Source organism: Enterococcus sp. C102(2024) (genome assembly GCF_040888205.1).
GTDB lineage: Bacteria > Bacillota > Bacilli > Lactobacillales > Enterococcaceae > Enterococcus > Enterococcus faecalis.
On sequence record NZ_JBFOHH010000007.1, the window covers coordinates 101953 to 115370 of the forward strand.

Consider the following 13418-nt stretch of genomic DNA (forward strand, 5'->3'; position numbering starts at 1 on the left):
ACATCAAAAGGTAAGTGACATTCACTTACCTTTTGATGTTTGTTTGCTATTTTACTAGTTGTACTTTGAATTTTAAAGGAGTTATTTTCATAAAATAATGAAATTTAAGCATTTTCATAGGCAAAAAGCACTATTAAACCTTTACAGGGGAAGAAAAAGTTATTTTTCAATTAATTGGTTTAAAAATTTAAAATTATTTTTTTTGTATCTTCGGCTATACTGAATTCATTAACGATAATTATTAAGGCAAGGAGAAAAAGGTGGTTGAAATGAATTTGTCACAAGTTCCAAACAAAACGACAGGGAATGGAATAAAAGTGTTTAGTTATCTCTGTTTTATAATTAGCTATTATTTAATCTTTTTGCATTTCGAAGTTGCTTTAGCTCAACAACCTGAGTCAAAGCCGCTAGCGGGTTTCACGGTTGAAAGTGTGATACCAGATAATCAGCTAGATAAGAATCAAACTTATTTTTATTTAGGTGTTCAGCCAAGTAGTCAGCAGATTGTTCAAGTGAAAATCAGAAGTTTGCAAAAAGAGTCCGTAACTGTCGCTTTAAGTATTCATGATGCAGTGAACGGAACGGATGGACAGATTGATTATACGCAGACGAGCCCCAAACTAGATTCTAGTTTGACGAATTCCATCACACAAATTGTTCATTTGCAAAATAAGGAAGCTACGGTCACTGTAAAAAACTTTGAAGAAAAAATAGTAAATTATGAAATTAGAACGCCTAAAGAGCCATTTTCGGGAGTTAAATTAGGTGCATTACGATTTGTCAAACAACTAGAGGATGAATCATTAACAACTAATCAATTTACATCAACCTATGCTTATACTATTTCAATCATGCTGACAGAAGATAAACAGCCATTTGATGAAGGAGCAGAATTGAAACTAAAAAAAGTTGATACAACGATCAGCGGTGGCCTACCTGTTGTTCAAGCAACATTCCAAAATCGACAACCAAAAGTTATGAAAGGAGCGACAATTACCAACTGGTTAACCAAAAAAGATCAGCCAAAAGAGTTACTAAAAAAAGTACAAGCAGATGTGTCAGTGGCACCTAATTCATTATTAGCTATGGATCTACCTTTGAATGAAGTTGTCCTGCCAGCGGGAACTTATACTGTTCACAGCCAAGTAAGTGTTGGTAATCAAGAATGGCAGTGGCGAAAAGATTTTATGCTCACACAAACGCAAATAAAACAATGGTCGGCTAGTACAGCTTCAGCAAAAAAGCAACCGCTTTTGTTAATAGGTCTTAGCGCATTGTGTCTTGTTACAATTAGCGTTTATTTTTATTTTAGAAAGGGTAGAACAAAATAAAGGAATAAAAAGGAAAAGAAGGTGTTGGTTATGAATAAGAAAATGATTTCTCTTATTTGTGTCATAGTTATATTGTTAGGCACGATGATTTTACCAATTAATGGCTTAGCTGAGGGATCTAAGTCGACAACAGTAACGAGTGAAATGCAACAAATTGTTGAAGAGTCATTACCTAAGCTATCAGAGCCACCAAAAAAAACGACAGAAACAACAGATTCTTCATCTGAAAAAACACAAGCTACTGAAGCAACGAAAAAAGTAGAAACTGTTTCTTTTACTTGGTCACAACAAGAATCAGAACGGCAAGTAGCTGCCGGATCGGATTTTTATCTAAAAATAACTAGCAATGTAACCTGGGCGGAAATACAATTACCTCAGGAAATTCAATATAATCCCCAAAAAAATCAACAATTGAAGGAGCATAGTTCCTATAATCAAGAACAACACAGCTTGGTTTTAAGAGACTTAGCTCAGTTGGGGGAGAGCTACTTGCTGTTAACGACAACAAAAGCAGGAACTTTCAGCTTGTCAGTCAAAGACAAAAATCAAAAAGAATTGGCTAATAATTTAGAAGTGACGGTTGCTAAAGAACCAATACCAGAGCCTCAAAAGCCACAGGAGCATAGTGAGCAGAAGCAAACGAAGGAAAATAAAAAAAGCAACCCCGACGATAAGTCTAAAAACATTGACGCCAAAGCGAATGGGATTACGGTCGGTTTGACTGCTCCTGCCACTTATCGCACGTATACCGACTCTACGACAGGAACAGCACCAGATTACTTAACGATTTCTATGCCAGTTTCCATCAGTCAAGCGGGACTCATTGGTACTTCGATTGAGCTTCCTTATGGCTTTTATCCAAGTAAAAGCGACCCCGTTTTTAAAAACTTTGATAATACAGCACCCATTTTTTCGTTGGTAACACCTAGTACGCCTAGCGCTAATTCAATTGTGGCGTCGTATGTAAATGACACGACCAATAAAAAGTTGATTATTCGTTTGAAACAAACCAAGACAACATTAGAGACGATTAATTTACGTTTTAAATTTAATAACGTCTATAATGCCAAAATTCCATCTGGACAAATCGTGTGGAATAATCTCCAAGCGAAGGTATTTGATAATACAGGTACACAAATCGCAAGCTCAGCGGCGAATAAAACCGTAAAAGCTGATGTGGGTTCTCTTGCTGCATATATCAGTTCTAGTTACGCAGTTCCTAGTAACAACAATTATTTTGATGGTGATATTGTTTTGGCACATTCTTATCGGTTTTATTATTTAGCTAGAGCGAATTTAGATCCTAGTTATGATCATCAAGTGTATGTTGAAATTCCAACAGGAGCTACATTAAAGGGAACTTTAGCCAATCGATTATTAAAAACAGGGGTCACAAATGCACAAGATCCTAGTGTGCCAGTAGGTTTTACTCGGTACTATCAGAAATTAGTAACTCTCTCACCAAATGTTTTAGAAAACCCAGCAACGCTTGTTGATTTAGTCTATCTTGATACAAGGGTTACTTTGAATAAAACTTATGCAGAAGGTAGTGCTTTTTCCATAAATTTTGGAATGAAGGTAAAATTTATGAATGGGAAAATAAATACTCTCACAACTACGAAAAGTTATATAAAGCGTTCTAGACCAGATTTTCAATTGTCAGGAGATGGTATCCATTCAACTATTGTAGGTTCGACTGACACAGTTAATAACTTAGACAATTTAGCGACAGCTGGATATTTTTACGCTTTTGGCTATTCTTCATTTAATCGATCTAGTACTATTAAGAATACTGGAGCTAAAGCAATTGAAGGGCTAACATACAAATTACAAGAATTAACTGCAGGTTCAGCTAAAGGAAACTTTGCTAATTTCTATATTTTTTGTTTTACTGATGGAGTGAACGCACCAGCCTATTACCGACCTTGGTTTCAGATAAAAAATGCTGTAACTGGAACGAGTCGTTCTGTTTGGAGTAGTACGCCAGCTAAGGCTAGTAGCTTTAGTCCCGCTTTGCCGACTTTAGCAACCAATGAGTATATTGCCACCATTAATATTATTCCCATGGGAACCGATGGCAAAACCGCCAATTCACTACCTCCAGGTAATGGGATGGGATTCAGATATCAGATCAAAAGTTGGCCTAATGGAAAGTGGCCAGATGGAACCGCGCTTTCTAAGAAGTCGAATCCAATTACCTTTGGAGCCACCATGCAGTACCAAGATGCAACTGGTACTCCCACAGAGTTTAAATTAAGCGATAAAAAAGCGTATTATAATAAAGGCGTGTCGCTAAATGTTTCTGCCAATTTGACCAGTGCCAATAGTCAAAATAAACTGCCTGGGGACACGATTAACTATGAAATAATTGGGAAAAATAATAGCTACTATACAAACACTTCTTCAGGGGATTGGGAGAATCCAATTATTACAATTAAAGTGCCCAAACAGTTACGATTAAAAGCTACTACGAAAAAAGATTTTATTGATGAGAGTAATCAAGTTACCTATCCAGCTTCGGTGACTGTTGAAACGTTACCTATAAATGATACAACTTACAATTATTATCGTTTTAAGACATCCAGCACGGCTTATAAATCTAAAGTAGCAAGAGAGAGTAGTATATTCAGGATTCCTTTAGAATTTGTCGTGGATAGTTCAACCGCTTCCGGAAGCTATCAGATTCCTTATGTCGCTTATAGCAGCCCTAAGACAACGGATTTCTTTAATCGTGTACCTACTCAGTTAGATGCTACAGAGGCTAAGAAAATCGGTTTAGACAACACGAATGAAAATAGCTACGTAATGAATTCATCTGCTACTAGTAACACCGGCTTCTCCGTTGTTGACGCTTCAAAACTGGATAGCGCAACAAACGCTCGTGGATCAGCAACGCAATCTTGGTCTAGTAGTAATATTTTTGCGGTGGAAAGTAAAGGAACACCGCAAATGCAAACAGTGATTAAAAATTCAGGAAATACCAATTTCACAAGCGTTCGATTATATAACATATTACCTTCTGCTAGTGATGGTCGTGGTTCAACAGGAAGTATCGGTTTTACAAATTTGACCAATAATAGTGGAACAGCCAAAATTTACTATACAACTAAGCCTGTCTCACAATTACCTAGTTATACTAACAATGATTTACAAGCATGGAATGCCACTAAATTAACTAGTTTAGGTTTCACAACAACCAAACCCGCTAACTCTGCTTTAATCACAGCAATCTATGTCGATTTTGGAGCCACTACAATCAAACCAGGTGAGACATTAGATGCGATTATGAACTTTTTAGTGCCGGAAGCGGAAAATCAAAAAGCGATTAACCAATTTCAATATTCTGCCAAAGAAGCCAAAGCGGGAGCAACTTTAACGGCAGTCAGTAACAAAATTACCTTTAGTACGGAGTTTGCTCAAGTAGCATATGAACAAAATTTACCAAACGTTATCGTGCCAGGAAGTGGTGTGAAAGGTCTACCTTCTCCGCAAACGATTCAGTTAGATGTGAATGATGCAGGAAAAATTGTCATTCCAACAACAAAACCAACGCTTAGTGGTTATACTTTTGTAGAATGGCAAGATGTTGCAACGGCAACCAAAAAATATCAACCTGGTGCAACGATCAGCTTTACGTCTACTTCAACTACTACAAAAATAACACTGAAAGCTATTTGGAAACCTATCTCAGTGAATGTGACTTTTAATGCCAATGGGGGCTCGGGTGGTACAGCAGCTAAAGCATATACTTTTGGTACAGTGATTAATTTAAGTACTGTTGCGAAGCCAACAAGGACGGGTTACACTTTCCAAGGTTGGGCTGCAACAGCCAACGCCGCAACCCCAAATATTACAACAAACCCTCTTGTTAATTATGCCTCAGCTAAGACCTATTATGCTGTTTGGAAGGGGAATGCGTATACCGTAAAGTTTGATGCGAATGGGGGAACGGGTACCATGCCTAACGCTAGCTTTATTTATGGAACAGGCAAACCATTACCAGCCAACACCTTTACAAAAGAGAGTAATACGTTCCTTGGGTGGTCGAAGACACGGACAAGTGCAGTTGTATATACGGATAAACAAATAATTTCGACATTAACTGCTACTAACAATGGGACTGTAACGTTATATGCGAAATGGAGTGGGCAACGACCCGTATTGATGGGGACACCAAGTACGTTTGATTTTGGCAAACAAACTATTTCGCCAATGGCAAAAAATTACGGATTAAATTCAGCAAACTATGTAGGAAGTCCCGAATTACAACAAGCTGGTTTTAAGTTACGTCTAGAAGATAATCGACCAATCAGCACAGGTTGGAAATTAAACGTTAGTTTATCTGAATTTAAAGATAGTACTGGTACATCTTTACCACAAGGAGAAGGGATTACCTTGAACTTTGCGAACACTCAACTTCAAAAAGTTCAATATGCTAATACAGCTGTGGAATCAGTAACTAATAGTTTTACCAATGGACCGACGTTAGGTTCTCAAGCTTTTCGATCGGGTGCAACAGCCCAATCAATAATAACAGCAACTGGAACGCAAGGAAGTGGAACTTGGCAACTATATTTTCCTTTTGAAGAGATAAAATTAACTGTGCCTGCAAATGTAGGAGAAATATCAAAAGTATATCAATCTACAGTAACCTGGTCATTGGACGATGTAGTCTAATCTTAGTATGTTTCACTTGAAAGGAAAGTTAATTGTATTAAGAAAAAATGTTTCCGAAGAAAAAATATAAGTTTTACAGTAACATTAAAAAACAAACGTATTGTTAAATACGTTTGTTTTTTTCTATACTTTTTTCGATTTATCCTTTATGATGTAACTTAAATAGTTACATTAACTATTTAATGCAAACAAAGGAGGAGAAGTATGGATAAACAACAGCGAGGCATTCAAGTGATTAGAATTTGGCTAGGGGTGACGATGCTAATTCATGGAGTGATGAAAGTAACGTCATTGGAAGATACTTTAGCGTTTTTTGGTAGTATTGGTTTGCCAAGTCTTTTTGTTTATGGTGTAGCAGCAATTGAATTAATTGGTGGATTATTTATGATTATTGGCTTTTTAATTCCTTTGGTATCAGTAGGATTCATAGCAGTTTTAGTCGGAGCTATTTTTTCTTTTGGTTTGGCAAGTGGTTTTAGTGGTTATGAGTACGAATTATTTTTAGCGATAACCAGTTTGGCTATTTTGGTTAGCTATGCCGATAAAAAGTATCTTACGTTAAAACTTTATTTTTAATAAATCAAAGCAATAAAGAGTTGGTCAAACTAGTTGTGATTGCGAAAAAAGCCCTAAAACAGTGATATTTAGTTGTTTTAGGTTTTTTTTATCAAAAAAGGTCAAAAAAGGTCAATTTATTTATTGACCTTTACTGACCAATGGGGTATAATAAATTTATAAGGTTTACGAATACCTTAACTTTTGAAGAAATCCATCAAAAGTCGGATAATAATAATTGTAAAGAATGTTAAAATAAAAAAGACAAAATAATAAACGGGAGGGATCGTTTATGAATATTGAAAAAATGACAACCACGCTTCAAGAGGCGATTGCTGAAGCTCAAAAAGTTGCGGTGACACGGCAACATCAAGAAATTGATATCGCACATTTATGGAAAATTTTTCTTCAACCAAACCATTTTGGACGTAATTTTTACACAGATGCTGGTTTAGATGTTGACGCATTTGAACGAGAAGTAGATAACGCGTTAGATGAATATCCAAGTGTGGCGGGCGGTAATGTGCAATATGGTCAAAATTTAAGTCAAAATTTGTTCCATTTATTGCAAGAAGCTGATTCACTTCGAGAAGAATTCCAAGATGAATTTTTATCAACCGAAATTGTACTTTTAGCTTTAATGAAATTGAAAAATTATCGTTTAACAAAATATTTAATGCAACAAGGCATTACGGAAAAAGAGTTAAGAAAAAATATTGAAGAGATGAGAGGAGGAGATCGTGTGACTTCTCAAAACCAGGAAGAACAATATAAAGCACTAGAAAAATACGGTGTTGACTTAGTACAACAAGTAAAAGCAGGAAAACAAGATCCAATCATTGGTCGTGACGAAGAAATTCGTGACGTTATTCGGATTTTATCAAGAAAAACTAAAAATAATCCAGTCTTAATTGGTGAACCAGGTGTTGGTAAAACAGCGATTGTTGAAGGATTAGCACAACGAATCGTTCGTAAAGATGTTCCCGAAAACTTAAAAGATAAAACCATTTTTTCTTTAGATATGGGTGCCTTAATTGCGGGAGCAAAATTCCGTGGCGAATTTGAAGAACGGTTAAAAGCTGTTTTAAAAGAAGTGAAAAAAAGTGATGGCAAAATCATTTTATTCATTGATGAAATTCATAATATCGTCGGAGCTGGTAAAACTGAAGGCAGTATGGACGCTGGGAATTTATTAAAACCGATGCTAGCACGTGGTGAATTGCATTTAATCGGTGCCACAACGCTTGATGAATATCGCCAATATATGGAAAAAGATAAAGCCTTAGAACGTCGTTTCCAAAAAGTATTAGTCAAAGAACCAACAGTAGAAGATACAATTTCTATTTTGCGTGGCTTAAAAGAACGATTTGAAATTCACCACGGCGTGAATATTCATGACAATGCTTTAGTTGCTGCCGCTACTTTATCCGATCGCTATATTACTGATCGTTTCTTACCAGATAAAGCGATTGACTTAGTCGATGAAGCAAGCGCAACGATTCGAGTGGAAATGAATTCGATGCCAACAGAGCTCGATCAAGTAACACGTCGGTTAATGCAACTAGAAATTGAAGAAGCGGCCTTGAAAAAAGAATCAGATGATGCAAGTAAAAAACGGTTAGCCAACTTGCAAGAAGAATTAGCAGATTTGCGTGAAGAAGCCAACTCAATGAAAATGCAATGGGAAACGGAAAAAGAAGAAGTTAATGCGGTTTCCAACAAACGTGCAGAGATTGATAAAGCAAAACACGAATTAGAAGATGCTGAAAATAATTATGATTTAGAACGAGCTGCTGTTTTGCGTCATGGAACAATTCCGCAATTAGAACATGAATTGAAAGAATTGGAAGAAAAGAACGCTAAAGATAACGTCAAAATGGTACAAGAATCGGTTACTGAAAACGAAATTGCGCAAGTGGTCGGTCGTTTAACCGGCATTCCTGTGACAAAATTAGTTGAAGGCGAACGAGAAAAATTAATGAAACTGAATGAAACATTACACAAACGTGTGATTGGTCAAGATGAAGCCGTCGATGCTGTTAGTGATGCGGTGATTCGTTCAAGAGCAGGCTTACAAGATCCAAATCGCCCACTTGGTTCGTTCCTTTTCCTAGGACCAACTGGTGTTGGTAAAACAGAACTTGCTAAAGCTTTAGCTGAAGATTTGTTTGATTCTGAAGATCATATGGTACGGATTGACATGAGTGAATACATGGAAAAACATGCCGTGTCTCGTTTGGTTGGTGCCCCTCCAGGCTATATTGGTTATGAAGAAGGTGGCCAGTTAACAGAAGCTGTTCGTCGAAACCCTTATACAATTGTCTTATTAGACGAAATTGAAAAAGCGCACCCAGATGTCTTTAATATCTTATTACAAGTTTTAGATGATGGTCGTTTGACAGATTCTAAAGGTCGGGTCGTTGATTTTAAAAATACGGTTTTAATTATGACAAGCAACATCGGCTCTCAGCTTTTATTGGAAGGTGTGACACCTGAAGGAACAATTCCAGAAGAAGTTGAAAATCAAGTCATGAATATTCTAAAAGGACACTTTAAACCAGAGTTCTTAAACAGAATTGATGATACTATTTTATTTACACCATTAAGCTTGGATAATGTGAAAGGAATCATTGGTAAAATGACCGCGCAACTTGCTCATCGTTTAGAGCAACAAGAAATTGTGTTGGAAATCACTGATGAAGCTAAAACATGGATTGCTGAAAATGGGTATGAGCCAGCTTATGGAGCTCGTCCGTTAAAACGTTTCATTACTCGTGAAGTCGAAACACCATTAGCAAAAGAAATTGTTTCTGGTCGAGTAATGCCAAAAACAAAAGTCACGATTAGTCTATTAGACAATCAATTAGTTTTTGAAAATGAACCAATAGAAGAAGTATAAAAAAAGAACGAGCGAATTCGCTCGTTCTTTTTTATTATGACAATCGTTGCTTAATTTCTTCCAACAAATCCTCTTCTGAAGAAACAACCCGACCATTCAATTTAATCAAACCAACTGTGTAAAGGTTTAAATAATGGAATTGATTTTCAGCGACTTCGTTCAAAGCATCAAGCTTTTGGTGATTATCAGCACCTTGTTGGCGGCTGTCTGTGTAAAGGGCAACCACCGGAATTCCTTTGGCATAAGCAACACCAATTTCGGAAGCTACGCCCGCATCAATGGTTGGACCGTCTAATAAAGCAACCAATAAGTCGCTAGCAAGGACGTTTTCTGTATCTGCTAAGGCAATCATTTTACTATCGGCATAAGCAGATTTGTCGTTAATCGCCGCATTTTCTTGTGGTAAATAAAGATCGATTGTTTTATCCAATTGTCGAATTTGTTCGACTAAATAGGCATTATAACGTAAGTCAGCTTGCGAAAATAAAGGTCCTGCAAAATAAATTTTTGTCATTTGTCTGTCTCCAATCCAAGGGTTTAGAAATAATCACTGAAATAAGCTTCTTGGTCAGGAAAAATCCGTTCCAAAGAATTTAAAGTTTCTTTATCTGTATCAATGCGCTCAATTCGATGTAAGTACGAAGGGCGTCGGTAATTCATGACTAAACAAGTTAGTGTTTGAATATCTAAGTGAACGGCGGTGCCTAGAGGTTCATCCGTAATGGTTACTTGATCATTTTCATCCCAAATTAAGCCAAAAATACCATTATTCCACTCAGCAACAGGATCTTTAACGACAAAATGGAAGGGCTTAGCCGTACTTTCAAAAGGAAAGTTTTCTAAAAAGGCTTTGACATCAACAATTCGAGCCATATAATAGGGCTCAATGCTTTCTTTAATTTGGCTGTCTTCTAAAAGAAAGGCTAGTGGTTCGTTTTTATAGATATCGCCCTTGACCCAATAAACCATCGAAAAATGCGCAGTAATAAAATTCCACAAGCCATTTCGGGCTTCTTGGTTCAAGTAAAACATTTCCTTAATATGAAATACCTCATCGGCCACCCAATAGAAAAGTACTCCTAAAGGTTCTTGATTGGCACCATAATAGACAGCAGCAGTCCGTTCTTCCTCGTTTTCGAAACGCCAATATTCTTCCCAGTTGAAGGCACTACGAATGAGCGCGCCGTGATTTTGACGAGCGAATCGCGCATAGACATCAAAGACATCTGGGTGATCGACAGCTAACCGTTCAATCATTCCTGGAACAGGAACGGTTTTTGGTAATTGCGTATCCCGAATTTTAAAAGATAACTTGTCGGACATAATTTCCCAACCTTTACGTCGGTAATAAGGGATGTTGTAAGGGAAAAGATAAGAAATCCACTGTTTATCTTGGCGCATTTCTTCTAATGCTGTTTGAATCAAGTCTTTCATTAAACCGTGGTTGGCATATTCAGGATAGGTACCGACACCAGTAACGCCGCCCATTTTATACAAAGCGCCATGGATATTGACTTCGCATGGATAGATAGCAATTTGTGAAATTAATTGATTTTCGTGAAACCAGCCAAATACTTTTGAAAGTTCTAAAATCGGTTGTTTTGATTTGATAAATGCGCGTTTGTTTTCAAAACCACTTTCTTCAATATCTGCTTCAGTCACTTGAAAAACATAGGAAAGAAGTTCATTAAATTGATCAATGTGTTCTTCCTCAACAGGCTTTAAGGTCAGTTGCTTTCGAAATTCTTGTTCATCCATTTTTCCATCTCCAATAAATTTACTGTTTTTAGTATACCAAATTTTTCGAAACTCTGTTAGCCTTTCGAAACCAAAAGAATAAAAGGGAAGTGCTTTAAATCTTCTTCAAAAATTGGTATAATGAAAAGTGCTGATTATCCTAGACCTTTAAACATGATAATTTGATAAAAAAGGCAACTAAAATATAACAATTGATTAATGAAGCTAGCAGGGAGCTAGCTTTTCTTAAAAGAAATGAGGCAAAAAATGAACAATAAAGAAATGAAAGCAAGACAAGAGAAAATTCGTAATTTCTCGATTATTGCCCACATTGACCATGGGAAGTCAACTTTAGCCGACCGGATTTTGGAAAAAACAAATACAGTTAGCAGTCGAGAAATGCAAGATCAATTACTTGATTCAATGGATTTAGAGAGAGAACGCGGCATTACCATCAAATTAAACGCAATTGAATTAAACTATACAGCCAAAGATGGTGAAACCTATACTTTCCATTTGATTGACACACCAGGACACGTCGATTTCACCTATGAAGTTTCTCGTAGCTTGGCAGCTTGTGAAGGGGCTGTTCTAGTTGTTGATGCGGCGCAAGGAATTGAAGCGCAAACGCTAGCAAATGTCTATTTGGCATTGGATAATGACTTAGAAATTTTACCTGTTATTAATAAAATTGATTTACCCGCCGCTGATCCAGAGCGTGTTCGGACAGAGATTGAAGACGTAATTGGAATTGATGCATCGGAAGCTGTTTTAGCAAGTGCAAAAGCAGGAATTGGGATTGAAGATATTTTAGAACAAGTGGTGGAGTATGTACCAGCTCCATCAGGCGATATTGAGGCTCCTTTAAAGGCTTTGATTTTTGACTCTATTTACGATAGCTATCGAGGAGTTGTTTTAAACATTCGTGTAATTGACGGTGTCGTTCGTCCTGGAGATAAAATCCAAATGATGAGTAACGGTAAAACGTTTGATGTAACAGAAGTCGGCGTTTTTTCACCGAAACCAATTGCTCGTGATTATTTAATGGTTGGTGATGTGGGCTATATCACCGCTAGCATTAAAACGGTTCAAGATACACGGGTTGGGGATACAGTGACTTTGGCTGACAATCCAGCAGCAGAAGCACTACCAGGCTACCGCAAAATGAATCCAATGGTTTATTGTGGCTTATATCCAATTGATACGTCGCGCTACAATGATTTACGGGAAGCATTAGAAAAATTACAATTAAATGATGCGGCGTTACAATTTGAACCAGAAACATCGCAAGCTTTAGGGTTTGGTTTCCGTTGTGGTTTCTTAGGTTTGCTGCACATGGATGTTGTTCAGGAACGTTTGGAACGAGAATTTAATTTAGAGTTAATTACAACAGCACCGTCTGTAATCTATCACGTTAATAAAACTGACGGAACAACCGTTGTTGTTGATAACCCAGCTGAATTTCCAGAACCAGTAACGATTGAATCTGTGGAAGAACCTTATGTTAAAGCGCAAATCATGGTGCCAAACGATTATGTAGGAGCAGTAATGGAATTATCACAACGTAAACGTGGCGAATTCATTACAATGGATTACTTAGACGATTATCGTGTAAACGTAGTTTATGAAATTCCGTTATCTGAAATCGTGTTTGACTTTTTCGATAAATTGAAATCAAGTACAAAAGGCTATGCATCCTTAGATTACGAAATGGCTGGCTATCGCACCAGCCGTCTAGTGAAAATGGATATTCTATTAAATGCTGAAAAAGTGGATGCGTTAAGCTTTATTGTTCACCGAGATTTCGCATTTGAGCGTGGGAAAGCGATTGTTGAGAAATTGAAAAAACTAATTCCACGTCAACAGTTTGAAGTCCCAGTTCAAGCGGCGATTGGTCAAAAAATTGTGGCTCGTTCAGATATTAAAGCCTTACGCAAAAACGTACTGGCTAAATGCTATGGTGGCGATGTTTCTCGTAAACGTAAATTGTTAGAGAAACAAAAAGAAGGGAAGAAACGGATGAAACAAATTGGGTCCGTGGAAGTTCCTCAAGAAGCCTTTATGGCAGTTCTGAAAATGGATGAAGATGATCAGAAAAAATAACTTATTAAAAAAGGTCGAGACAGAAGTATTTATTTCCGAAGGAGTTGCTTCTGTTCCCACCGTTTATCAGTTTTTGAGCGTGGAGCAAAAATCCAAAGTGATTTTTGTCCCACGCT

General features: G+C 37.0%; 7 protein-coding genes. 5 read left to right on the forward strand and 2 right to left on the reverse strand.

Annotated features, from left to right (window positions below; translation table 11 throughout):
* Positions 1–269: 269 nt before the first annotated feature.
* The 4 genes from AB3I34_RS12840 to clpB all read left to right on the forward strand — a co-directional run bounded on the left by AB3I34_RS12840 (position 270) and on the right by clpB (position 9462).
* The gene (locus AB3I34_RS12840) at positions 270–1331 is read left to right on the forward strand and encodes a DUF916 and DUF3324 domain-containing protein (protein WP_085444106.1); all 1062 of its coding nucleotides are present in this window, start codon (positions 270–272) and stop codon (positions 1329–1331) included.
* Positions 1332–1361: 30 nt separating this feature from the next.
* Entirely contained in the window at positions 1362–6008 is a 4647-nt protein-coding gene (locus AB3I34_RS12845; RefSeq protein ID WP_010777831.1) for an InlB B-repeat-containing protein, read from the forward strand.
* 204 nt (positions 6009–6212) lie between these two features.
* A complete protein-coding gene (locus AB3I34_RS12850; protein ID WP_002362881.1) occupies positions 6213–6584 on the forward strand; it encodes a DoxX family protein in 372 nt (123 codons plus the stop codon).
* Positions 6585–6855: 271 nt separating this feature from the next.
* Positions 6856–9462 carry an ATP-dependent chaperone ClpB gene (clpB, locus tag AB3I34_RS12855; RefSeq protein WP_002362158.1) on the forward strand — a complete coding sequence of 869 codons (2607 nt, stop codon included), beginning with the start codon at positions 6856–6858 and terminating at the stop codon, positions 9460–9462.
* A gap of 34 nt (positions 9463–9496) precedes the next feature.
* Here clpB and AB3I34_RS12860 read toward each other — a convergent pair whose 3' ends face one another.
* Together AB3I34_RS12860 and AB3I34_RS12865 are read right to left on the reverse strand one after the other, a co-directional pair.
* On the reverse strand, positions 9497–9976 hold the full coding sequence (locus AB3I34_RS12860; protein WP_002362157.1) for a nucleoside 2-deoxyribosyltransferase: 480 nt from the start codon (positions 9974–9976) through the stop codon (positions 9497–9499).
* Between the two features lie 23 nt (positions 9977–9999).
* Complete coding sequence (locus tag AB3I34_RS12865; RefSeq protein WP_002356813.1) at positions 10000–11220, reverse strand: enhanced intracellular survival protein Eis; 1221 nt, start codon at positions 11218–11220, stop codon at positions 10000–10002.
* Between the two features lie 246 nt (positions 11221–11466).
* On the opposite strand from AB3I34_RS12865, the gene lepA reads away from it, so the two are divergent.
* Positions 11467–13302 (forward strand): translation elongation factor 4, encoded by a 1836-nt coding sequence (gene lepA / locus AB3I34_RS12870; RefSeq protein ID WP_002362155.1) that lies wholly within the window; start codon positions 11467–11469, stop codon positions 13300–13302.
* The last annotated feature ends 116 nt before the right edge of the window (positions 13303–13418 follow it).

Bases quoted from the DNA above. Each gene is read 5' to 3' on its own strand.
- clpB (WP_002362158.1), top strand. From the start codon at position 6,856: ATGAATATTGAAAAAATGACAACCACGCTTCAAGAGGCGATTGCTGAA.
- AB3I34_RS12840 (WP_085444106.1), top strand. From the start codon at position 270: ATGAATTTGTCACAAGTTCCAAACAAAACGACAGGGAATGGAATAAAA.
- AB3I34_RS12860 (WP_002362157.1), bottom strand. From the start codon at position 9,976: ATGACAAAAATTTATTTTGCAGGACCTTTATTTTCGCAAGCTGACTTA.
- lepA (WP_002362155.1), top strand. From the start codon at position 11,467: ATGAACAATAAAGAAATGAAAGCAAGACAAGAGAAAATTCGTAATTTC.
- AB3I34_RS12845 (WP_010777831.1), top strand. From the start codon at position 1,362: ATGAATAAGAAAATGATTTCTCTTATTTGTGTCATAGTTATATTGTTA.
- AB3I34_RS12865 (WP_002356813.1), bottom strand. From the start codon at position 11,220: ATGGATGAACAAGAATTTCGAAAGCAACTGACCTTAAAGCCTGTTGAG.
- AB3I34_RS12850 (WP_002362881.1), top strand. From the start codon at position 6,213: ATGGATAAACAACAGCGAGGCATTCAAGTGATTAGAATTTGGCTAGGG.